Annotated in this window: 21 protein-coding genes; 10 read left to right on the top strand and 11 right to left on the bottom strand. The window is 69.2% G+C overall.

What is annotated here, in order from left to right:
* The first annotated feature begins 85 nt into the window (after positions 1-85).
* Both ABZV91_RS00290 and ABZV91_RS00285 read left to right on the top strand, forming a co-directional pair.
* Positions 86-1,417, top strand: a complete 1,332-nt coding sequence (locus ABZV91_RS00290; protein WP_355233365.1) for an alpha/beta hydrolase-fold protein — start codon at positions 86-88, stop codon at positions 1,415-1,417.
* The gene (locus ABZV91_RS00285) at positions 1,414-3,900 is read left to right on the top strand and encodes a DUF2156 domain-containing protein (RefSeq protein ID WP_355233363.1); all 2,487 of its coding nucleotides are present in this window, start codon (positions 1,414-1,416) and stop codon (positions 3,898-3,900) included. Before ABZV91_RS00290 ends, ABZV91_RS00285 begins: the two co-directional genes overlap by 4 nt.
* Before the next feature lie 21 nt (positions 3,901-3,921).
* Here ABZV91_RS00285 and ABZV91_RS00280 read toward each other — a convergent pair whose 3' ends face one another.
* The 4 genes from ABZV91_RS00280 to ABZV91_RS00265 form a co-directional block, all read right to left on the bottom strand.
* Positions 3,922-4,839 (bottom strand): RNA polymerase sigma-70 factor, encoded by a 918-nt coding sequence (locus tag ABZV91_RS00280; protein WP_355233361.1) that lies wholly within the window; start codon positions 4,837-4,839, stop codon positions 3,922-3,924.
* A gap of 266 nt (positions 4,840-5,105) precedes the next feature.
* Positions 5,106-6,098 (bottom strand): zinc-binding dehydrogenase, encoded by a 993-nt coding sequence (locus ABZV91_RS00275; RefSeq protein WP_355233359.1) that lies wholly within the window; start codon positions 6,096-6,098, stop codon positions 5,106-5,108.
* 39 nt (positions 6,099-6,137) lie between these two features.
* Positions 6,138-7,016, bottom strand: coding sequence for a helix-turn-helix transcriptional regulator (locus ABZV91_RS00270; protein ID WP_355233357.1), 879 nt, complete (start codon positions 7,014-7,016; stop codon positions 6,138-6,140).
* Positions 7,013-7,516, bottom strand: coding sequence for a TetR/AcrR family transcriptional regulator (locus ABZV91_RS00265; RefSeq protein WP_355233355.1), 504 nt, complete (start codon positions 7,514-7,516; stop codon positions 7,013-7,015). Before ABZV91_RS00265 ends, ABZV91_RS00270 begins: the two co-directional genes overlap by 4 nt.
* Before the next feature lie 36 nt (positions 7,517-7,552).
* Between ABZV91_RS00265 and ABZV91_RS00260 the strand changes: the two genes are divergently transcribed.
* Positions 7,553-8,263, top strand: coding sequence for an SDR family oxidoreductase (locus ABZV91_RS00260; RefSeq protein WP_355233353.1), 711 nt, complete (start codon positions 7,553-7,555; stop codon positions 8,261-8,263).
* Positions 8,264-8,283: 20 nt separating this feature from the next.
* On the opposite strand, the gene ABZV91_RS00255 is transcribed toward ABZV91_RS00260, so the two are convergent.
* Genes ABZV91_RS00255 through ABZV91_RS00230 form a run of 6 tightly spaced genes read right to left on the bottom strand, consistent with a single transcriptional unit; the run spans position 8,284 to position 15,027 of the window.
* Positions 8,284-9,051, bottom strand: a complete 768-nt coding sequence (locus ABZV91_RS00255; RefSeq protein ID WP_355233351.1) for an ABC transporter ATP-binding protein — start codon at positions 9,049-9,051, stop codon at positions 8,284-8,286.
* Between the two features lie 37 nt (positions 9,052-9,088).
* Entirely contained in the window at positions 9,089-10,117 is a 1,029-nt protein-coding gene (locus ABZV91_RS00250) for an ABC transporter substrate-binding protein (RefSeq protein WP_355233349.1), read from the bottom strand.
* Positions 10,118-10,155: 38 nt separating this feature from the next.
* Complete coding sequence (locus tag ABZV91_RS00245) at positions 10,156-11,010, bottom strand: ABC transporter permease (protein ID WP_355233347.1); 855 nt, start codon at positions 11,008-11,010, stop codon at positions 10,156-10,158.
* A gap of 13 nt (positions 11,011-11,023) precedes the next feature.
* A complete protein-coding gene (locus ABZV91_RS00240) occupies positions 11,024-12,451 on the bottom strand; it encodes an LLM class flavin-dependent oxidoreductase (protein WP_355233346.1) in 1,428 nt (475 codons plus the stop codon).
* A 2-nt stretch (positions 12,452-12,453) separates the two neighbouring features.
* The gene (locus ABZV91_RS00235; RefSeq protein WP_355233345.1) at positions 12,454-13,914 is read right to left on the bottom strand and encodes an NtaA/DmoA family FMN-dependent monooxygenase; all 1,461 of its coding nucleotides are present in this window, start codon (positions 13,912-13,914) and stop codon (positions 12,454-12,456) included.
* Between the two features lie 51 nt (positions 13,915-13,965).
* Positions 13,966-15,027 (bottom strand): aldo/keto reductase, encoded by a 1,062-nt coding sequence (locus tag ABZV91_RS00230; RefSeq protein WP_355233343.1) that lies wholly within the window; start codon positions 15,025-15,027, stop codon positions 13,966-13,968.
* A 283-nt stretch (positions 15,028-15,310) separates the two neighbouring features.
* Here ABZV91_RS00230 and ABZV91_RS00225 point away from each other — a divergent pair, with 283 nt between their 5' ends.
* On the top strand, positions 15,311-16,078 hold the full coding sequence (locus tag ABZV91_RS00225) for an IclR family transcriptional regulator (protein ID WP_355233341.1): 768 nt from the start codon (positions 15,311-15,313) through the stop codon (positions 16,076-16,078).
* 289 nt (positions 16,079-16,367) lie between these two features.
* Here the strand turns inward: ABZV91_RS00225 and ABZV91_RS00220 are convergent, their stop codons facing one another.
* On the bottom strand, positions 16,368-16,979 hold the full coding sequence (locus ABZV91_RS00220) for a helix-turn-helix domain-containing protein (RefSeq protein WP_355233339.1): 612 nt from the start codon (positions 16,977-16,979) through the stop codon (positions 16,368-16,370).
* 97 nt (positions 16,980-17,076) lie between these two features.
* Here ABZV91_RS00220 and ABZV91_RS00215 point away from each other — a divergent pair, with 97 nt between their 5' ends.
* Genes ABZV91_RS00215 through ABZV91_RS00190 form a run of 6 tightly spaced genes read left to right on the top strand, consistent with a single transcriptional unit; the run spans position 17,077 to position 22,778 of the window.
* Positions 17,077-17,958 (top strand): metal-dependent hydrolase, encoded by an 882-nt coding sequence (locus tag ABZV91_RS00215; RefSeq protein WP_355233337.1) that lies wholly within the window; start codon positions 17,077-17,079, stop codon positions 17,956-17,958.
* A 26-nt stretch (positions 17,959-17,984) separates the two neighbouring features.
* Positions 17,985-18,983: a PDR/VanB family oxidoreductase gene (locus tag ABZV91_RS00210; RefSeq protein ID WP_355233603.1), complete on the top strand. Its 999-nt coding sequence runs from the start codon at positions 17,985-17,987 to the stop codon at positions 18,981-18,983.
* A 21-nt stretch (positions 18,984-19,004) separates the two neighbouring features.
* Complete coding sequence (locus tag ABZV91_RS00205) at positions 19,005-19,511, top strand: SRPBCC family protein (RefSeq protein ID WP_355233335.1); 507 nt, start codon at positions 19,005-19,007, stop codon at positions 19,509-19,511.
* Entirely contained in the window at positions 19,508-20,974 is a 1,467-nt protein-coding gene (locus ABZV91_RS00200) for an NAD(P)/FAD-dependent oxidoreductase (RefSeq protein ID WP_355233333.1), read from the top strand. The genes ABZV91_RS00205 and ABZV91_RS00200 overlap by 4 nt, the downstream gene beginning before the upstream one ends.
* Positions 20,971-21,849, top strand: a complete 879-nt coding sequence (locus ABZV91_RS00195; RefSeq protein WP_355233331.1) for a short-chain dehydrogenase/reductase — start codon at positions 20,971-20,973, stop codon at positions 21,847-21,849. The genes ABZV91_RS00200 and ABZV91_RS00195 overlap by 4 nt, the downstream gene beginning before the upstream one ends.
* Entirely contained in the window at positions 21,846-22,778 is a 933-nt protein-coding gene (locus ABZV91_RS00190) for an alpha/beta hydrolase fold domain-containing protein (RefSeq protein ID WP_355233329.1), read from the top strand. Before ABZV91_RS00195 ends, ABZV91_RS00190 begins: the two co-directional genes overlap by 4 nt.
* The last annotated feature ends 12 nt before the right edge of the window (positions 22,779-22,790 follow it).

The following is a 22,790-nucleotide window of genomic DNA, read 5'->3' as shown; positions in this document are numbered from 1 at the left end:
CCCGTCCGTCTGTCGCGTCCTCCGGTGTTCCGGAGGCGGGCGCGCATCCCGCTCACCGGCTCGGCAGGCCTGCATACTGGACGTCATGTCGTGGTCCGGGCTCGTCGAAGCAGTACTCGGCCTGCAGGTGACGACGACCGCGGCGACCACCGTGTTCGTCGCCGTCACGGTGGTGGGTCTGGCGGCGCTGGTGATCCGCCGGCACGGTCGGTGGTGGCGTGCCGGGGTCGCCGTCGTGGTGGCGGTGGCCGTACTGTCGGTGGTGCTCGCCGCGGTGCTCATCGAGCAGGTCTGGCGACCGTTCCCCGACCCGCTGCCCCCCTCGGTCTACATCTGGTCGGGTCTGGCGGTGCTCGCGGTGGCGCTGGTCGTCGGCCGCGGATTCGTCCGGCGCCGGGATCGGTCGCGGCCGCTCGCCGCGACCGGACTGGTCGCGGCCGCCGTGGCGGTCGTACTCTGCGCCGCCGGGGGGATCAACGCGGTCTTCGACGCGTACCCGACGGTGCGGACCGCACTCGGTATGAACGACTACCGCACCGTGCCGTTCGATACGGCACTGGCGCCGCAGGCGGGGCCCGGCGGATCCCCGAGTCCGGCGGAGTGGGCGCCGTCCGCCGAGATGCCGGACACGGGCGCGGTGACCCGAGCCGCCGTTCCGGGTGCGGTGTCCCGGTTTCCCGCCCGTGAGGCGCGGATCTATCTGCCCCCGGCGTACTTCACCGATCCCCGCCCGGCGCTGCCGGTGCTGGTCCTGCTGGCAGGGCAGCCGGGCGGCACCGACGACTGGCTCGTCGGCGGCCGGCTGACCCGCATCATGGACGCCTATGCCGCCGACCACCGGGGGCTGACGCCGGTCGTCGTGCTCGCCGACGGAACCGGCGGGCGGTTGGCCAACCCGCTGTGTGCCGACTCGCGGCTCGGTAACGCCGCGACCTACCTGAGCGTGGACGTACCGAATTGGGTACGCACCCATCTGCAGGTGGACCCGGACCCCCGCGGATGGGCGGTGGGCGGGCTGTCCTACGGCGGCACCTGCGCACTGCAGCTCGCCACCACCCGTCCCGAGGTCTATCCCACCTTCCTCGACCTGTCGGGTCAGGCCGAACCGACCCTCGGCGATCGCAAGACCACGATCCGGGAGGCCTTCGGTGGCGACGCCGACGCCTTCGCCCGGAACAACCCCGCCGACCTGCTGGCCCGTAATCGCTACCCCGACTCGGCCGGTGCGTTCGTGGTGGGTCTCGGCGACACCGAATACCGCACCGCGATCGAGCGGCTCGCCGACGCCGCACGTACCGCCGGCATGGATGTCCACCTCACCGAACTGCCCGGCGGGCACAGTTTCGCCGTGTGGTCCGCCGGTCTGGAGAAGGAGCTGCCGTGGCTCGGCCACCGACTCGGTCTCGACGTATCGTGACGACCCGTGTCGTCGCGGGCCTCTCCCGCGCACCGGTATCCCTCGGGCTGCTAGCGGTGATCTGGGTCCTCGCCGTGGTCACCGGAGCCTGGGCGACGGGACCGTCGCACGAGCTCGCGTCGCATGTCTCGCTCGGCCTCCCGACCCTGGACGCAGGATACGTCTGGACCCTGTGGACCTCGGGGCTGTTCGCCTCCGGGCCGGGCGGTTATCTGCTGGCGAGTGTGTTCGTCCTGACTGTCGCGGTGCCGGTGGAACAGCGCATCGGCAGCCGGCGCTTCGCGATCGCGGTATTCGCCGCGCAGGGCGCGGGCGCCGCGCTGGCACTCGTCGCGGCGAAGCTCGCGTCGGCGGTGCCGAACTCGTGGGGTCTGGAACTGCACGGCCACCTGACGGCGGACCCGCTGCCCTGGGTCTTCGGGGCGCTGCTCGCCGCCAGCGCGGCGATGCACACCCTGTGGCGGCGGCGGATCCGCGCGCTGCTGCTGGTGATCCTGGTGACCACGGCGCTGTTCGCCGGCCACCTACCGGATGTGACGCGCCTGTGTGTCGCGCTGGCGGGCCTGCTCGTCGGACCGCTGCTCTTCGGTCGCGCCGCGCGCAGCCCGGTCCTGGGTGGAACGATCCGGGAGCGCCGCACACTCGTCGCGCTCGTCGTCGCGGCCAGTGTGCTCGGCCCGATATTCGCCGCGTTCTCCCCGCACGCCATCGGACCGCTGTCATCCCTGCGTGAGCTGTTCGACCAAGTGCCCTACAGCGCGCGGGAGCTCGTGGACGTCTGCGCCGACCCGGCCCTGCACGACGAGTGCCGCAAGGGCCGGCAGGCACTGCGCCTGTCCGGTATCGGGCCGCTGATCATGAACCTCCTGCCGTCACTGCTGCTGCTGGTCGGCGCCGAGGGATTGCGGCGCGGCCGGCGCGCGGCGTGGCTGCTCTCGGTCGGCGGGCATATCGTGCTCCTCGGCCTCGCCGTCGTCAGCCTGATCGTGCGGACCATCGAACAGGACGAGGCGCGCTGGGTGCTCTACGGCATCCATCGGCACAGCTCGGTGTACCGGGATTTCGCGCCGCTGCTCGCGTTGATCGCGGTCCTGGCACTGCTGCTGGCGACCCGGCGGCTCTTCGATGTGCGCGCGGCGCGCGGGACCTATCGCCGGGTCTGGCTGGGGACACTCGCGGCGGCGGTCACCGCGCTCGCGGTCTATGTGGCGCTCGGGACATTGCTCGCCGACGGCTTCGATCGCGATCCCGGGGCCGGGACTCTGCTGCGTGATGCCCCGTTGCGGCTGCTACCGCCGACCTACCTCCAACTCTTCGAACCGTCTGTCCTGCCGCTGACCCCGGCGGCGACACTGTTGTCCGAGTGGATCGGCGTGCTCGTCTGGATGACGCTGTGCCTGCTGATGCTGCGCAGTTTCGTCACGCCGCCGGCCGGATACGACCTCGGCGGTGAGCGCCGGGTGCGGGAGTTGTTGCACGACCCGGGCGGCGGTTCCCTGTCATGGATGACCACCTGGGCCGGCAACAGGTACTGGTTCAGCGCGGACGGTCGGCACGCGGTGGCCTACCGTGTGCATTCCGGTGTCGCGCTGACCACGACCGATCCGATCGGTGAGCGCCGGGGTCTGGCGGAGGCGACCGACGAGTTCGCGGCCTGGTGCCTCGGCAACGGGTGGACGCCGTGCTTCTATTCCGTCGGAGCCGATACCGCGGCCCTTGCCCGGGAGCGCGGCTGGAGCTGCCTGCAGGTGGCCGAGGAGACGCTCGTCGACCTGGCCGATCTGGCCTTCAAGGGTAAGAAGTTCCAGGATGTGCGGACCGCCCTGAATCGTGCGGGCAAGGAGGGGGTCGAGGCGAGGTGGACGACCTTCGCCCAGGCCTCACTGGCGGTGACCGAGCAGATCGTCGAGATCTCCGAGGAATGGGCCGCCGACAAGGGGCTACCCGAGATGGGTTTCACGCTGGGCGGCCTCGCCGAACTGCACGACCCGGAGGTCCGGTTGCTGCTGGCGGTCGACCGCGACGACCATGTGCACGCCGTGACCTCGTGGCTGCCGGTGTACCGGGACGGTACCCTCGTCGGTCTCACCCTCGATTTCATGCGGCGCCGCTCCGACGGGTTCCGCGCGGCGATGGAGTTCCTCATCGCCTCGGCGGCGTTGTCCGCTCGGGAACAGGGGCTCGAGTTCCTCAGCCTCTCCGGAGCCCCGCTGGCCGCGGCCGAGACCAGCGAGCCCGACCTCGACCGGGGCGCGCTCGACAGTTTGCTCGAGTTGCTGGGCCGCACCCTGGAACCGGTCTACGGCTTCCGGTCGCTGCTCGCCTTCAAGGCGAAGTTCCAGCCGCGGCACCGGCCCATGTACATGGTGTTCCCCGATGCGGCGGCGCTGCCGACCATCGGTATCGCGGTCGGCCGGGCGTACCTACCGCATCTGTCGCTGGAGCAGAGCGGGCAGTTGCTGACCCACCTGCTCCGCCGCTGACCCCGGGAGACGGATCGGCGGTCAGCGGCGCAGAGGCGTCTCCTCTCCCAGCCGCGCGAGCTTGTCCGGGTTCCGGACCGCGTAGAGCCCGGTGATGAGGCCCTCGTCGATGCGGAGCGCGACGACGGTGTCGATCCTGCCGTCGAGTTCGACGATCAGGGCCGGATGACCGTTGACCCGGGCCGGACGCAGGACCGCGGCACCCGCGATCCGGCCGAGAACCTCGATGACCGTTCCGGCGCCCAGTACCGGCGTCGTCGCCGCCCGCACGACTCCGCCCCCGTCGGTCAGCAGTACCACGTCGGGGGCCAGGATATCGAGCAGGCGCCGCAGGTCGCCCGTGTCCACCGCCCGGTGGAAGGCGGTGAGGGCGGCGCGGGTCTCGGCCGCCGAGACCGCGCCGCGCGGTCGCCGCGCCGCGATATGGGAGCGGGCGCGGTAGGCGATCTGGCGGACCGCCGTCGGGGTCCGGTCGACGGCCTCGCCGATCTCCGCGTAGTCCAGGCCGAACACCTCACGCAGCACGAATACCGCACGTTCGACGGGGGCGAGCGTTTCCAGCACCAGCAGCATCGCCATCGATACGCTGTCGGCGAGTTCGATGTCCTCGGCCACATCGGGTGCCGTCAGCAGCGGCTCCGGAAGCCACGGGCCGATATAGGACTCCCGGCGGCGGCCGAGCGTACGCAGCCGATCCAGCGCCTGCCGCGTGGTGATCCGCACCAGGTAGGCACGGTGGTCCCGAACCGTGCCGAGGTCGACGCCCGACCACCGCAGCCAGGTCTCCTGGAGCACGTCCTCGGCGTCGGCGGCCGAGCCGAGCATTTCGTAGGCGACGGTGAACAGCAGGTTGCGGTGGGCCACGAAGAGTTCCGTGGCGGGGTCGGGGCCCGCGGCAGCGGCATCCTTCCCGGCCGGGGTCTGCGGTGAACCGTCCATGGGTGGCTCCTGCTTCCTCTCGACAGTGTCACCATCAGACGCCGCTCCCGGCGGCGCCGTAACACCGCGCGGCAGTGGTTCACATCACACCCCGGGTTGTGACGACCGTGCGGATCGACCTCGTCGCCGCGTGGCGCGAGGCCACGGTGTTCACCGCGGCCGACCGGCTGGGCGTGATCCTGCGCCGGAAAGGCGGTTTCCTGGAGGCCGGCACGGTCGCGACCAGGACGAAACCGATCGGGCGCCTGGTCCCGTCGCAGCCCGGGCTACCGGGGACCGAGCCGCGACGCCGCCACCTCGAGCACCAATTTCCCTGTAGTAGAGCCTGATTCGATGCGCCGGTGCGCTTCGGCAGCCCGGTCCAGCGGGAGGGCGGCCGTCCGCACGATCAGTTCCCCCGCGGTCACCGCGCCGACCGCACGCCGCAGCGCGGCACCGGTTTCCGCGGGATGGGCGGCGGCGAAGGCGGCCAGGTTGAACCCGGAGACCGTCTTGTTCGTGAACCACAGCTCGTTGGCGGACAGACCCACATCGGCGGCGCCGGAAGCATTGCCCATCACCACCATCCGGCCCATCGGCGCGAGCCGGTCCAGGCTCGCGCGGCGGGTGGCGCCGCCCACCATATCGACGACGATATCGAATTCGCCCGCGGCGGCGAGCTCGTCGCGCAGGATCACCTCGTCGTAGCCGAACTGCGCGGCGATCTCCCTCTTGCCGGGGCTGCCGACCGTGCCGACCACCCGGCCCGCGCCGAGGAGCTGCGCGGCCCGGCCGAGTTGGCTGCCCACTCCCCCGGCCGCCGCGTGCACCAGAACGCGCTCGCCCGGCTCGATCCGCGCGACCCGGTCCAGCACCAGGAACGCGGTCGTACTGTTGGACGGCACGGCCGCGGCCACGTCCGGGCCCAGCCGCGTCTCGTCGAACGGGACGACCAGATCGGCGTCGGTCACCACCACCTCGGCGTACCCGCCACTGTCCACGATGGTCAGGGCGACGACCGGATCGCCCACCGCCAGGCCCGTCACTCCCGGCCCCAGCGCGCGGATCCGGCCGGAGACCTCGATCCCGGGCACGAAGGGCAGCGCGACATCCACCACGCCCTGCCGGTACAGGATCTCGGCGAAGTTCGCTCCGGCGTAGGCCACCTCGACGGCCACCTGCCCGGGTCCGGGCTCCGGGACGGCGACGGCCGTCTGCCGCAACACCTCGGCCGGGCCGAACTCCGGGATGATCACTGCCCGCATCTGCTCATTGCTCATGACAGTGATCCTGCGTGCTCGGCGAAGCGACGGGCAGTGTCAGTTCATGGTGGGTGTGACACCACCAGGCTGGGAACGCATCAACTCGTCGAGCCGGTCGCCGGTGCCGGTCCCGGCGACCGGGTTGTGCAGGATCAGGTGGTGGCCCGGGAATTCGGGCAGCGGGAAGAGGGTGGCCTCGAAGGTCAGTGTCCCGGCTTCGGGATGTGCGACGGCCTTGATGGCGGTGGTGTGTTCGGCCGCGTCGTGGCGTGCCCACAGTTCGGCGAATTCCGGGCTGACCAGAGCCAGATCCCCGGCGAGGCGGTCCAACTCCGGGTCGTCGGGATAACGCGCCGAGTCGGCCCGGAAACCCGCTACGGCTTCGGGCGCGATGCGCTCCCAGTACTGGTTCAGCACCCGGAAACGCGCATTGGTGAAGAAGGAGACCAGGCAGTTGTGGTCGGTGTCCCCGTAGCCGAACACCACCCGTGCCGCGTCGTTCACCGCGGTGAAGTTCCAGTGCCGGTCCCGGATGTACGCCGGCCGGGGTGCCCAGGTCGCGAGCAATCGTTGCAGCTGCGGCGAGGGCGGGATCGAGGCGGCGGCCTGTCGTTGCGGCGGCTCGAGTCCGGCCAGGCGGTACAGATGGGCGCGCTCGATCTCGTCGAGCCGCAATGCTCGCGCCACCGCGTCCAGTACATCGTCGGAGACCTTGATATCGCGACCCTGTTCCAGCCACGTGTACCAGGACACCCCCACGCCGGCCAGCACCGCGACCTCTTCCCGGCGCAACCCCGGTGTCCGGCGCCGTCCCGTATCGGGCAGCCCCGCCGCGGTGGGGGTCAGCCGTTCGCGGCGACTGCGCAGGAACTCGCGGAGTTCGGCCCGCCGCCGATCACGTGCGGCCGGGCGCCGCGGCCGGTCATCGGTGCTCACGTCTCCACGATAGATCGGGCCGCAGTGGGGGCGGTGACACTGTCCCAGGCGTGCATCGCATGGTCCACCACCCGCTGAGCGTCCGCGCGCGAACAGCCGTCGCGGGTCCGGATCGCCAGACCGTGCAGGACGGTCAGATAGAACGAGGCCACGGCATCGATATCCGCTCCGGCCGGGATATCGCCGTCGGTGCGCCCACGCTCGAGCCGGGCGAGGAGTTCGGCACGATCCCGGGCCCGTAGTTCCGCGAGCATGTCCCGAACGTGGACGTTGTCCGGGGTGACGTTGGTGGCCGCGAGTACCACCATGCAGCCCAGCGGCGTCGCCGGGTCGAGGTTGGCGTCCACCCGTTGCCGCAGCATCGCCTCGACCGCTTCCCGGGCCGTGCGCAGCCGGTCCATGGGGCGCGGGGTGGCGCTCCCATAGAGCGCGACGGCCTCGCGGAACAACTCCTCTTTGGAGCCGAAGGCGGTGTAGAGGCTGCGCGCGCCGATACCCATGGCAGCGGTGAGGTCGCTGATCGATACGCCCTCGTGGTGACGGGCGGGAGCCGGGGCATCGGCGCCGCGATCGCACAGCGACTGGCCGCCGACGGCGCGGATATCGCGCTGACCTACAACACTGCGGCCGGACCCGCCGACGAGGTGGCCGCGCGGATCCGCGAGACCGGCCGGCGCGCGCTGGCCGTGCCGACGCCCGCCGCCGACCCGGCGGCGGTCCCCGCGGCGGTGGACCGCACCGTGGCCGAGTTCGGGAGGCTCGACATCGTGGTCAACAACGCGGGCATCTTTCCCTACGGCACCATCGACGAACTGACCATGGAACAGTTCGACGAGACGATGAACCTGCATGTCCGCGCCGTATTCGCCGCCGCGCGGGCGGCGAGCCCCCATCTGGGCGAGGGCGGCCGCATCATCAGCATCGGAAGCAACCTCGCCGGACGGGCCACCCGCCCGGGCCTGAGCCTGTACTCGATGAGCAAAGCGGCGCTCATCGGCTTCAGCAAAGGTCTCGCGCGCGATCTGGGGCCGCGCGGGATAACGGTCAATGTCGTGCAACCGGGTTCCACCGATACCGATATGAACCCGGCCGACAGCGCGCCCGCCGATGCGCAGCGCGCGGCCACCGCCCTCGGCCGGTACGCCGCGGCGACCGAAATCGCCGCCGCGGTCGCCTATCTGGCCGGCGACGGCGGCGATTTCGTCACCGGGAGCACGCTCACGGTCGATGGCGGGGCCAACGCCTAGCGGCGCCGGCGACGCGACCTCTACACGTCGGCGTCCGTCTGTTCCTCGATTCGGCCGAGCGCCTGATAGATCTCGCTCTCCAAGGCGAGCAGTTCGATATCGCCCTTGCGCCGCGGCCGCGGCACATCGATGGAGAACTCGCGGTACACCCGGCCCGGCCGCGGCGACAACAGGATCACGCGGTCGGCCAGGTACACCGCCTCCCCCACATCGTGGGTGACGAAGACGACCGTCCGGCGGCGGCTCTCCCACAGCGCCAGCAGATCCCGTTGCAACTGGATCCGGGTGAGGTGATCGACGGCGCCGAACGGTTCGTCCATGAGCAGGACCGCGGGTTCGGTCGCCAGTGTCCGGGCGATCCCGGCCCGCTGCCGCATACCACCGGACAGCTGGTGCGGATACTTGCGTTCGAAACCGGCCAGCCCGACCTGGGCCAGGTACTCCGCGGCGGCCGCGCGCCGCTGCGCGCGGGACACCCCACGGAACTCCAGGCCGAGTTCGACATTGCGGGCCACGGTGCGCCAGGGATACAGCGACGCGTCCTGGAACACCACACCGATCCGGCGGTTCGTCCCGGCGACCGGCTCGCCCTCGAACAGCACCTCGCCCTCGGTCGTGTCCTGGAGCCCGGACAGGATGTCGAGCAGTGTGCTCTTACCGCAACCGCTGGGGCCCAGAAGGACGACGAACTCGCCTTCGCCGATGGTCAGGTCGATCCCGTCGAGCGCCCGGACCGGCGGGTCGGTGGGGAATTCTTTGCCCACACCACGTACTCGGAAGGTTGTCACGGACATACCTCGCTGATCGTGTCGTGCTGTCGCGGGGTCAGCGCGCCGGCCGCGGGTAGGTGAAATCCTTCACGTACTCCTGCGGGATGAACTGGGTATCGATGTACTTGTCGGCGTCGTAGCGCACGTCCTGCAGACCCATTTCGATCTCGATGTCCTGGGTGTCGCGGATCGCCACCGGATCCACGGCCGGGTTGTTGTCCCAGATATCGTCTTCCTGCCGCAGGGCCAGTTCCACGGCCTTCGGATCAATGGTGCCGAGCTTGGATTTCAGCCACGGAAGGTACTCGTCGTAGTGCTCTTTCGCGTAGGTGTAGGCCTTGAAGTAGGCGCGCAGGCTCCGGCGCAGCAGGTCCGGATCGTTGTCGATCACGTCTTTTCCGGCGATGAGTACGCCGGTGTGATAGGTCGGCAGATAGTCCCAGCCGCGGGCCAGGGTCACCGATTTGCCCTGGAGTTCACCCAGCGCGGGGAAGGGCTGGTGGATGATGGTCGCGTCCACCTGACCACTGGTGAGAGTGCCGTAGGCCTGCTCGTTCACACCGTTGGCGACGAAGCTCACCTCGTCGGGATCGACACCATTGGCCGTGAGGATCTTGCGCGTGTAGGTCTCCATACTGCTACCGGCCGTGGCGATCCCGATGGTCTTGCCGCGCAGATCGGCGAACGATGTGATCCCGCGGCGCGCGATGAGGAAGAACGGCCCCTTGCTGCGGAACGCCGAACTGATGATCTCGATCGGTGCACCCTTCTCGGCCGCGCGCAGATAGTTGCTGGTCGGGCCGAAAGCGAAGGTCAACTCACCGGTCGCGACACCGGTCACCGCGTCCTGGACCTGGGTGAATTTCACATCGAGGTTCTCGGCGTCGAAGAAACCCTTCTCGACACCGAAGCGGATCGGCAACTGCGTGTAGGAGGTGCTGTCCTGCAGGGTCAGCACGCTGCGGCCGTCGGCGGCGGAACCTCCCTCACCCGCCAGCGATTCGACGGTACCGGAGCAACCGGTCGCGGCCAGGACAAGCGCCACCGCGCCGGCGAGAAGGGCCAGAGATCTCTTCTTGAACACAGTCGTTCCTTCGCTATGGGAGTCGGCGATGCCGGAGGTCAGGTGTACTTCCAGCGGAGAAGGACTTTCTTCTCCAGCAGATTCACGGCCGCGATGATGAGCACCGAGAAGACCGTGATGGACAGGACCAGCGCGAACAGGGTCGCGGTGTCGTAGACGCCGATAGCGCGATTGAGCATATTGCCCAGTCCCGCCTTGGAGGCGATGATTTCCGCGAACAGGGCCGCCACCAGCGCCGTGCCCGCCTCGATCCGCAGCGCCGCGACAATGCTGGGCGACGCGGACGGCAGGATCACCTTCACGATCGTCTGCCACCGGGAGGCCCCGTTGGCCCGGGCGACCTTGAGATGGCTCTCCTGGACCTGCTTGATTCCGGCGATCGTATTGAACACGAACAGGAAGTAGCCGAAGAGGAAGACGATCACGATCTTGTGGTTGACGCCCACGCCCAGATACAGGGTGAGCAGCGGGATGATGGTGACCTTCGGGACGGCCATGGCGCCACCGATGAACGGGTTGAGGAACCGCTCGGCGATCCGCGAAAGGCCCATATAGATCCCGGTCGCGACACCGAACACGGACGCAAGGGCCGTCCCGACGACCGCCTCGTACAGGGTGATCAGCAGATTGCCGAAGAGATGCTCCTCGGTGACGAGCCTCGGAAACACCCCGAGCACCTGCGTCGGTGAAGCCAGATAGATCGATTCCACCCGTCCCGAATCCACCAGCCACTGCAGGATCGCCAGCACCACGGCGACGACCGCGAGCTGGCCGGCGACGACGGCGAGATTCCGCGGGGACACCGCCGCCCGCAGCCGCGTGCCCGCGGACTGCTTCCGGGTCCGCACCGGGGCCGGGCGTACGACTATTGCCTCGGCTTGGTCGAGAGCCACCGTCATGGTCCTTTCAGTTCGGTTCCGACAGGAGCGGACGCCGGTTGTCGTGCCGGTTGCCCGGGCGTTCGAGACCCAGATGATCGCGGAATGTCGTGCCCGCGTATTCGGTGCGGAACAGGCCGCGCCGTTGCAGTTCGGGCACCACCAGTTCGGTGAACGCCTGCACCGAGCCCGGCACGAAATCGGGAAAGATATTGAACCCGTCGGCCGCGCCCTCCTCGAACCACCGCTGGATGTGGTCCGCCACTTCGACGGGGTTTCCGACCACGGTCCGCGAGCCGACGGTGATGCCGTTGATCAGGTCGAAATAGGTGATCGGCGGCGCGCCCGCGACGGTGCGCCGGGTCGTCTCGGTGATGCCGGCGAAGACCTTGCGGCCCGCGGGAGCCGAGGAATCGAACACCTCCCGGGACACCGGGTCGTCGATGCCGTATCCGGTCACGTCCACCCCGAGTACCTGGGAGACCGAGGCCAGATTGCGTTTCAAGCCCTGCCCGAGACCGCCGAAACGCACCGAATCGACGGTTTCGTGGGCGGGATCCAGCGGTACCAGCGAATTCAGCCGGTCATAGATCCGCACCGCCTCCGTGGTGGTGGGGGCCACCACCACGCTCAGCCCGGGCAGGATCTGGATCTCGTCGGCGGTGCGGCCGTACCGGGCCGCGCGCGCCTTCACATCGGCGTAGTACTCCTTGGCCGACTCCAGATCGGGCTGGCCGGCGAAGATCACATCGGCTTCCCGGGCGCCCAGTTCCCGCGATCGATCCGATGTGCCCGCGTGCAACAGGATCACCTGGCCCTGCGGGGGCCGCGCCACGTTCAGCGGTCCCTTGACCGAGAAGTGTTCTCCCACATGGTCGATGGTGTGCAGTTTGGTCTGGTCGATATAGCGCCCACCGGTCTTGTCCCGGGTGAACGCGTCGTCCTCCCAGCTGTCCCACAGCGCGCGCACCACATCCACGAACTCGTCGGCCCAGTCGTAGCGCTTCTCGGTGTCCCAATGGCCGTCCCGGCTGAAGTTGTACGCCGCGGCGCCGTCGGCGCCGGTCACCAGGTTCCATGCCGCCCGGCCCCGGCTGAGATGGTCCAGCGAGGCGGTGAGCCGGGCGACGGTGTAGGGGTCGTAGTAGGTCGGGTTCGCGGTGACCGCGATACCGATATGGGAGGTCGCGGCCGCGAGGGCGGAGGCGACGGTGAACGGTTCCATCCGCGACATCTGGGCCGGGTTGGTCTTGGCCAGTGCGGGATCGGTGGCCAGCCGGTCCCCGAGGAACAGGAAATCGAATTTCGCCGCCTCCACCAGCCGGGTCACCTCCTGGATGAAGCCGATGTCGAAGGCGCCGTCGGCCCGGGCGCCGGGATAGCGCCAGCCGGCGGTATGGGTGCCGGTGGCCCAGAACATGAGCCCCAGATGCAGTTCTCTGCGTGTGCCGGACATGGTCATCGCCCTCCCGCTCGGGTGTTCTCGTGGGCCCAGCGGTTGTCCGGCCGGTCCAGGCCGAGGTGTTCGCGCAGGGTCCGGCCGGTGTACTCGGTACGGAACAATCCGCGCCGTTGCAGTTCGGGGACCACGAGACGGACGAAGGTCTCGAACTGTTCGGTGAGGTAGGCGGACTGGATATTGAAGCCGTCGGAGGCGCCCGATTCGAACCACGCCTGGATGTAGTCGGCGATATCGGCCGGACCGCCCACCACCACGTGACCGCCCACGATATGGGTGTTGAGCAGATCCCGGACAGTCAGCGGATCCGTGCCGCCCACCGTGCGGCCGGTCCGAGCCGCGGTGGTGTTCAACAGCGCCCGGCCGGCGGGAGCGAATCGCGCGGCAGTCGCGTCGTCCAGCGGATCGGTGAGTTCCCGCGCGGTGAGGTCGACACCCACCCGCTGCGACAGCGCCCCCAGATTCCGCAGACCCGGTCCCTGCGCCTCGCGGGACGCGGCGCTGCCCACGCCCCACTGTCCGGGATCGCGGCCGCCGTAGCGGAAATCGTCGTCCAGCACGAGCAACTCGTTGAGCCGGTCGTAGAGCGCACGGGCGGCCTGCCGCGTCTCGGCGACGATCGGAGTGAGACCGGGCAGGATCGCGATCGACGACCGCGCCCGGCCGAATCCCGCCGCACGCTGCCGGATCTCCTCGGCGTAGGCCTTGCCCTGCTCGATCGTCGCGGCGGCGGCGAAGAGGACATCCGCCTCGCGCGCACCGAGATCACGCGAACGGTCGGAGGTACCCGCGTGCAGGACCACCAGCTGGCCCTGCGGCGGCCGCGCCATGTTCAGCGGGCCCCGGATCCGGAAGGACCGCCCTCGGTGGTTCACCGGGTGGATTCGGTCGGCGACCACGAATTCGCCGGTTTCCGCATTGCGGACGAAGGCGTCGTCCTCCCAGCTGTCCCACAGGTTCCGTACCACGCTGACGAATTCGTCGGCCCGGTCGTACCGCACCGAGGCGTCGCCGTGTTCGGTCCGGGTGTAATTGGCCGCGGCCCGATGGTCGGCGCCGGTCACGATATTCCACGAGGCCCGGCCCGCCGAGATGTGATCGAGCGAGGCGGTCAGCCGAGCCAGATTGAACGGTTCGTAGTAGGTCGGATTCGCGGTGACCACCAGGCCGATCCGGCTCGTCGCCGTGGCGATATAGCTCGCCGCCGTGAACGGTTCGATCCGCGCGAGCACCGAGGTGTTGGTGAATTCGTACTCCGGCCCGGTGGCGAGCCGGTCGCCGAAGAAGAAGAAATCGAATTTCGCGGCCTCCGCGAGCTGCGCCAGCTCGACGAGGTATCCGCCGTCGAAACCCCGGTCGTGCACGGCCTCGGGCAGGCGCCAGCCCGCCGGATGGGTACCGTTGGACCAGTACATATAACCGAGATGCAGGTGCCGGTCGGCGCCGGATTCGTCGGACATATCCGCCTCTGCGTGGATCGAAGTCTGCGTGGATCGAAGGGTGAACAGTGCTCAGGTCCGCGTCGCGGTACCGGTGACCTGCCCGGGCGCGCCGCTGAGGTCGCCGGCGAACAGCGCGGTGAGTTCGGCGAATTCGGCGGGCGTGGGGCGCCAGCGGGAGGCCGCGAGATTGTCGTCGAGCTGGTCCGGTTCGGTCACCCCGGCGATCACACTGGACACCGGGTCGTGGGCGAGCAGCCAGCCGAAGGCCAGCGCGGTCGGCGTGACCCCGCGGGCCCGGGCGAACTCGGTGTATCGCTCCAGCGCTGCCCACGGCGCGGCATCGAGCAGATGCTTCTTGAGGTTGGTGATCTTGCGGCCGGCCGGGACGGAATCACGCCGGTACTTGCCGGTGAGCAGTCCGTTCTGCAGCGGGAAGTACGGAAAGAAACCCAACCCGTACTTGCCGAGCGCGGGCAGCAGCTCCTTGGCCGGCTCCCGCCACAGCAGGTTGTACTCGTTGGTCGCCGAGATGAACCGGGTGTGCCCGTGGAGCCGGGCGAGGTATTCGGCGTCGGCCACCTGCCAGCCGGCGAAATTCGAGGTGCCGAGGTAGCGGACCTTGCCCTCCCGCACCAGATCGTCGAGGACCGAGAGGGTCTCCTCGATCGGGGTGACCGGGTCGGGGGTGTGGATCTGGTAGAGGTCGATCCAGTCTGTCCGCAGGCGGCGCAGCGACGCCTCCACCGCCAGCCGGATATACCGGCGCGAACCGCGTACTCCCCAGTCCGGGCCGTTGAGGCCGGACAGCCCGATACCGAACTTCGTACCGATGACCACCCGGTCACGCCGGTTGCCCAGCGCCGCGCCCAGCATGGCCTCGCTCTGGCCCGGCCGATCGCCGTAGACATCGGCGACATCGAAATAGGTGACTCCCAGCTCGACCGCCCGGCCGACGATCCGATCGACCGCCTCCTGCGTGTCGGCGATCATCCCGGTCCGGCCGAAGGTGCTCGCCCCGACCCCGACCTCCGACACCACCAGTCCCGAACGACCGACGCTGCGGAATCCCTCCGGCAGTGCGCTGCGCACCGGCGCGCCGGACAGAGGGGTACTGGTGACGGCTGTGGTCATGGTCTTCTTTCCCACGATCCGGAGCGCGGGCCCGGCGGCCCGAGAACTGGCCCGGAACTGACTTTTCGAACACCGTCACGCTAGGAGCGCAGACAACGTCGAGCAACAGATCTCGTTCCACAAAGCGGAATAGTTGACGGAGGCGAGAATTCGTGCTTTCGCAGGTAGATGTCACAAAAATCCGATTTCGCTTGCCTCCGACCCACAGCGACAGCGGCTAGTATTCCGATAATCGGAATTATGGCCCCTCCCTTTCAGGGTGGCCGACCGGAAAGGACACCACGTGGCGGTCAATCAGTCCGGGCTGCAGACGGTCTCTCGCGCGCTCGCGGTGCTGCGGTGTTTCCAAGGGGATGCCGAGTTGGGCGTCACCGAGATCGCCCGGGCGCAGAACCTGCCGATGAGCACCACACATCGGTTGCTGCAGGCGCTGCTCGAATCCGAGTTCGTCGAACAGGACGAGCGGACAGGTCGATACCGGCTCGGCGTCGCGCTGGCCGAGTACGGCCAGCTCGCCTATCGCCGTCACCTGGTCTACCTCGCCGAACCTCATATCGAGCAACTCGCCGCCGAGACCGGGACCGCCGTCTCGCTGGCCACCCGGCACGGCGGCGACGCCATCAACCTGGTGTTCACCCGCTGGCGCGAGGCCCACGGGCACAACCTCTCCGAGGTCCGCTTCCCCCTGCACGCGAGCGCCATCGGCAAGGCACTGCTCGCCTGGTCGCCGGTGACGCGGGCGGAACTCGAGGCACTTCCCTACCATCAGGGCACCGACCGCACGCCCGCCGACGCGGAGTCACTCACCGCCGAACTCGAGCTCGCCCGGAGAACCGGGTACACGATCAACGACGAGCAGACCGAATGGGGCTATCGCATCATCGGGGTCCCGGTCCTGGATCGGACCGGGACCGCGCGGTTCGCCCTCGGTATGCGGGGCACCACTCGACTCATGATCCCGGAGCGGATTCCGTTCCTCGCCGATCTCGCGCGGGTGACCGCCACCGCCATCGCCGCCACCCTGTTCCGCGACGCGGCGCCGACGCACTGACGCGTCACGACAGTCCGGACCGCCCCACGGCGGTCGGGCGTAGGCGTCCGGCCACCGTCGACCGACAGCCGCCTACCGGCGCGACAGGTGTCCGTGGGAGAGGCGAGGTCGGGGCGAACGCCGCGCTCGCCGGTCGGATCGGTCCGGGATATCGGACTTCGGTCACTGTTCCATGAACATGTGCCGCGCGAGAGCGGGCAGGGCCTTCATCCCACGGCGCCACCGGAAACCTCCACTCCCAGAGAAGATCCGGACCCGCGGGGCAGGCACGATGTCCGTCGCAGGCCCCTCAGCCGACGATCAACGGCGCGATATAGGTCCGGGCGAATTCGGCCAGCCGCTCCTCGGATTCGAGGTCCAGCGCGCTGACCGGCTGCAGGATCAGGGAGTGGACCACCCGGCTCGCGATCTCGACCCGGGTCGTGAGATCCGGGATCTCGGGGAGCCCCCGCTGCCGCATCGCCTCGGCGAGCAGTGTGGTGGCCACACCGACGGCCATGGTGAAGAAGGGCCCGCCCTCGGTGGTCACCTGGGGCAGCAACCGGCCGGGTTCGAGTGCCAGCACCCGCTTGATCATGCCGTGGGTTCGCCAGCGCGTGATCACCATGACGAACATGTCGGCGACAATGGCCTCCGGGCCGGCGTGTCGCGCGGGAATGCCCTCGAGTTCGGCGAGCAGAGCACCCACCTCGCGGGCGCTCACCGCGCGGACGAGATCGTCGCGCGAACCGATCCGCCGATAGATGGTGCCGCGATCGACCTCCGCCTGCCGCGCGACATCGCCGATGGTCGTCTTCTTCACCCCGAACGTCTCGAACTGCACGCGCGCGGCATCGAGGATGCGGGTTTCGATACCGTCGGCATCGGACCGGTTTTGCGAGGTAGAGGCAGGGGCGGACACAGGACAACGCTAGCAGCGATCCCTATTTCTGCAACAATCGGAAAGAATTTGTTGCGACAACATTGCAAGGCTATCTGTTGCATTGTACGGTCGTCGTATGGCTGACGACAGTGCCACCACGAGCACCTACCGGGACGAAGCCCACGCGATCCACGCCCGCGATGTGAGCTTCGACTTCTCGACGGTTCCCATGCACTACATCCCCGGAGAGGTGCTGGCGACCCACGTGACCAACGTGATGCACCTTGTCCTGCCGGAGGGCGAGCGGGCCATGGCCGCCTGCCTGGCCGAAGCGCTCCCCTCGATCGACGACGAACGCCTCCGCGAAGAGGTGACCGGGTTCATCGGCCAGGAGTCGATGCACGCCAGCAGCCACGAGGGCGCCCGCAAGCATCTGCAGTCCATCGGGCTCGATGTCGACTCCTATGTCGAGAAGATCGCCTGGCTGGTCGACCGGGTACTGGGCGAGCACGGCCTGAGCGGCCGGGCCGAAGAGGAATGGCTCAAGGAGCGGCTGGGACTGTTCGCGGGAATGGAACACTTCACCGCGGTGATCGGCGAATGGCTGCTCGAATCGGAGGTGCTCGAGGAACTCGGTATGCACCCGACGATGCTCGATCTGGTGCGCTGGCACGGCGCGGAGGAGGTCGAACACCGCAGCGTGGTCTTCGACGCCTATATGCACGTCGACGGCGGATACGCCCGGCGCGTACGCACGGGCCTGCTCGCCGGCGGGCTGCTGCTGCCGCTGTTCGTGATCTCCACGGCCTACCTGTACCGGAAGGATCCGAGCCCGGCCAAGGGGCGGTTCTGGGGTCAGCAGTTCGTCAGCGCCACCCTGCGCGGCGTGATTCCGAGCTTCACGACGTTCTTCACCGAGATGCCGCGGTACCTGCGGCCGAGTTTCCATCCCTCCCAGCTCGGGTCCATGGACAATGCCCTGCGCTATCTGGCGCACTCCCCCGCGGCGCGCTCGTGACCACCGCGCATCCCGCGCCGCCGAGTCTGCGGATACTCGGCCTGGCGGTGGACGTGTACAAGAAGGTCTTCACCAATCCCGCGCTCTCGCCCCCGAACCCGGTGCGCCGCACCGGCTTCGACCTCGATGTCGTCGTGGACGCGGTCCGGCGGGAGGCCCGCGATGTGGTCTCGCTGACCCTGCTCCGGGCAGCGGGGCAGCAGTTGCCGTCGTGGCGGCCCGGCTCCCATATCGATGTCTTCCTGCCGTCGGGGCGGCAACGCCAGTACTCGCTGTGCGGCGACCCCGCCGACCGTGACCGCTACCGGATCGCGGTGCGCCGGATACCGGAGGGCGGCGGCGGCTCGCTCGAGGTCCACGACCTGCGACCCGGTGACGCCCTGCGGATCCGCGGACCCCGCAATGCGTTCACCTTCGTCGATTCCGCGCCGTCCTACCTCTTCCTCGCCGCCGGTATCGGCATCACGCCCATCCTGCCGATGGCGCGGGCGGCCGGGGACCGCGGGCGACTGATCTATCTCGGCCGCTCCCGGGAAACCATGCCGTTTCTCGGCGAACTGCCGGCCGGCAGCGATATCCGTCCCGACGACGAGACCGGCCCACCCGATGTCCCGGCGCTCCTGGCGACCGCGGCGCCCGGTGCCGCGGTGTACGTGTGCGGACCGCCGCCGGTCCTCGAAGCCGCCCAGCGTTCCCTGTTCGCGCTGAATCCGGCCGGATCGCTGCATACCGAACGGTTCTCGGCACCACCGGTGCGCGACGGCCGCGAATTCGATCTCACCCTCGCCAGGTCCGGGCGTCACATCCGGGTCGGCGCCACCGAAACGACGCTCGACGCCATCCGCCGGGTCGAGCCCGATGTCGTCTACTCCTGCCGCCAGGGATTCTGCGGCACCTGCAAGATCGGCGTCGCGGCCGGTGCGGTCGATCACCGCGACCGTTTGCTGAGCGACAGCGAACGCGCCGGCCACATGCTCACCTGCGTCTCCCGGTCGGCCGGTGGGCCGCTGGTACTCGATCTCTGATCCCGAAAGGCTCACAGTCCCATGAGCGCACGATTCGCCCTGTCCCCGTCCGACGACGCCTTCCTGGACACCGCCGCCCACCGCTACACCCATATCGTCGATATCCCGGCCCCGGCGCCGCAGGTGTGGGACACACTGGTCGCCGACGACGCGCTGGTGTCGTGGTCACCGGTCGTCACGGCGGCGACGTGGACTTCACCGCGGCCGTTCGGTGTCGGCACCACCCGTGATGTCACACTCGGCGGCCTGATCCGGTTGGAGGAACGTTTCTACCGGTGGGACGAGGGTTCCCGGATGACCTTCACCGTGGACGCCGCCTCGGTGCCCGGGCTGAACCGGTTCGCCGAGGACATCACGCTGCTTCCGCTGCCCACAGGCACCAGGATCACCTGGACCTTCGCCCTCGAGGGCAGGGCGGTACTCCGTCCGCTGCTGGCCGCGGCGAGCCCGGTGAACCGTGTGGTCACCAAGACCATCGCCACCGGCACCGGTCGCCGTGTCCGTACCGAGACGGTGGGGGCGCGATGAACGACAGCACACCCGAACACCACAGCGTCGTCGTACTCGGCGCCGGATTCGGCGGAATCGGGCTGGCGATCAAATTGCGCGAAGCCGGTTTCGACGATTTGGTGGTGCTCGAACGCGCCGACGATCTCGGCGGAACATGGCAGGCCAACACCTATCCCGGCTGCGCCTGCGATGTCCCGTCCCAGCTCTACAGCTACTCGTTCGCGCCCAACCCGGACTGGTCGCGCACCTACGGTAAGCAGCGCGAGATCCTCGAATACCTGCGCCGGGTCGCCACCGAACACGATGTGCTGCGCCATATCCGGCTGGGCACCGAACTGACCGAGGCCCGCTGGGACGAGACGGCGCACCGGTGGCGGATCCGGACCTCGCGCGGCGCGCTCACCGCCGATTTCTTCATCTCGGCCGCCGGAGTCTTCGCCGAGGCGAAGTACCCCGAGCTTCCCGGGATCGACACCTTCGAGGGCACCGCGTTCCATTCGCTGCACTGGGACCACGCGCACGACCTCACCGGGGAACGGGTCGCGGTGATCGGCACCGGCGCTTCCGCGGTGCAGTTCGTCCCCGAGATCGCGCCACGAGTGGCCGAGCTGACAGTGTTCCAGCGGTCCGCGCCGTGGATCGTGCCACGGCTGGACCGCCCGACACTGGGCCTCGAGCGCACCCTGCTGCGCCGCGTCCCACTCGCGCAGAAAGCGATCCGCGGCACCTGGTACACCCTGATCGAAGGGTTCGGGCTGGTCGGGTTCGTCGACAATCGCTTCCGTCATCCGTACGAGATGCTCGGCCGGCTCCAGTTGCTGCGCCAGATCCGCGATCCCGAGCTGCGGCGCAAGGCCACCCCCGACTACATCATCGGCTGTAAGCGCGCGATCTTCTCCGACGCCTATCTGCCGGCGCTGGACCGGGACAACGTCGAGGTGGTCACCGACGGTATCGCCGAGGTGCGCCCCCACTCGATCCTGACCCGCGCCGGTGTGGAGATCCCCGTCGACACCATCATCTACGGCACCGGGTTCACTCCCATCCCCACCGCCTTCGAGCGGATCATCGGCCGCGACGAGCTCTCGATCGCCGACCTGTACCACAAGCGGCCGCAGACCTATCTGGGTGCGGCGATGGCCGGGTTCCCGAATTTCTTCTGCACGCTCGGCCCCTTCGGCGCGGCCGGCAACCAATCCGCCCTCTTCATGCTCGAATCCCAGATCGCCTACATCGTCGACGCGCTCGAAACCCTGCGCGCTCGCGGCGCCCGCCGGGTGGAGGTGCGGCAGGAGACCCAGGACGCATTCGTCGAGGAGATGGCCCGGCGCAGCGCGGATACGGTCTGGCTGACCGGCGGCTGCCAGAGTTACTACACCACCCCCGACGGCGGCAATGCGGGTCTCTACCCGAACTGGAGTTTCGAATACCGGCGGCGCACCAGGCAGTTCGATGCCGAATCCTATGAGGTGACCCGATGAAACCCACGCTCCCCGATCCGCTGGGCTGGTTCTCGCCTGCCGCGACGTTCGACGTGAAGGGAAAGACGGTACTGGTCACCGGTGCGGGCCAGGGCATCGGACTCGAACTCGTCACACTCCTGCACCGGCGCGGCGCGGTGGTGGTCGTGGTCGATATCGACGCGGCGGCGGCTCAGCGCACAGCACGCGCGCTGGGTTCGAACGCTCACGGTTTCGCCGGCGACGTCGCCGATCGCCGCCGGATGGAAGAGGTGATCGCCGAGGTCGCCGAGCGATTCGGTGGACTCGACGTGGTGGTCGCCAATGCCGGGGTCACCCCGGTACCCGCCACCATCCGGAGCATGGATCCGGCCGATTTCGACCGGGTCATGAGTATCAACCTCACCGGGGTGTTCAACACCGTGCATCCGGCGCTCGACCATATCGTCCGGTCCCGGGGCCACGTGGTCGTCGTCTCCTCCTGCGCCGCATTCGCGCCGGGTATGGGCGGCTCGCCCTATATGGTCAGCAAGGCCGCGGTGGAGCAGTTGGGCCGAGCACTGCGGGTGGAACTCGGCGCCTCCGGCGCCACCGCCGGGCTCGCCTATTTCGGGGTCGTGGAGACCGCGATGACCCATGACATGCTCGACGCCGACGATCTGGGCCGCCGGATCAACGATCTGCTGCCGTGGCCGCTGAACGTGCGTATCACCGCCGAACAGGCCGCCCGCACCATCGCCGACGGGATCGCCCGCCGCGCCGCGCGGACCATCGCGCCCAGCGGCTGGCAGCCCTACGCGCTGCTGCGCGGGGCGATCAACACCGTGCTGGACCGGCGGCTCGCCGCCGATTCGACAGTGCACGAACTGGTCCGCGCGATCGAGCGGCGCCGATGAGCGAACCGGCGCGCGGATCGCTGCGGGCCCGGTACGTCCGGCAACTGTCCGCGCTCACCGCGCGCCGTCTGGCGCAGTGCACGCCGGTCAACACCTACACCCTGCCCGCCGCCCGGGCTCTGATCGACCGGGCTCTGCGCGCGGCCGCACCCCCGCTCCGTGGCACCGCGGTCGATCGGGTCCGGCACGGCACGGTGGCCGGCGAATGGGTCCGTGGTCCGCGGGCGTCCCGGACCGACGCCGTGATCCTCTACATCCACGGCGGCGGATTCGTCGCCGGATCCGCCGCCGGGTACCGCGGCGTGGCCGCGCGGCTGTCCACCGCGACCCGGTTGCCGGTATTCACGCTCGACTACCGGCTCGCGCCCGAACATCCGTATCCGGCGGCGCCCGAGGACGTGGCCGCCGCGTTCCGGTGGCTGATGTCGCGCGGGCACCGCCCCGGCCGGATCGTGGTCGCGGGCGATTCGGCCGGCGGCTTCCTCGCTGCCGATTTCGCCCTCGCGCACGCGCGCGCCGGTTCCGCCCCGGCCGCGGGCCTGGTTCTCTTCTCCCCGATGACGGATCTGAGTCTCGCGCTCGCCGCCGGGTTCCCCGGGGCAGCGGCCGAGGGACTGCTGTCGCCGGGTCTGTCACGCCGTGCGGTCGCGCATTTCACCCCCACTCCCTACGATCTGCGACCTGTGCGCGGAATGCCGCTGCCTCCGGCGCTGATCCACACCAGCGATACCGAATTCTTCGGCGGCGACGGTGTCACCCTCGCCGACCGCTGGACCAGCGCCGGTGCCGCCTGCGAGCTGCGGGTGTGGCGCGATCAGATGCACGCCTTCCAGGTGCTGCCCGCACTCGTGCCCGAATCACGTCTCGCCTACCGGGAGGCGGCCCGTTTCGTCTCCTCGGTCCTCGATACCACCGCCGCCGCGGTCTGATCCGGAAAGGCC

It is taken from the genome of Nocardia sp. NPDC004568 (genome assembly GCF_040609955.1).
Classification (GTDB): domain Bacteria; phylum Actinomycetota; class Actinomycetes; order Mycobacteriales; family Mycobacteriaceae; genus Nocardia.
The sequence above is the reverse complement of the archived record's forward strand: the minus strand, read 5'-3'. Positions and strand labels throughout refer to the sequence as shown.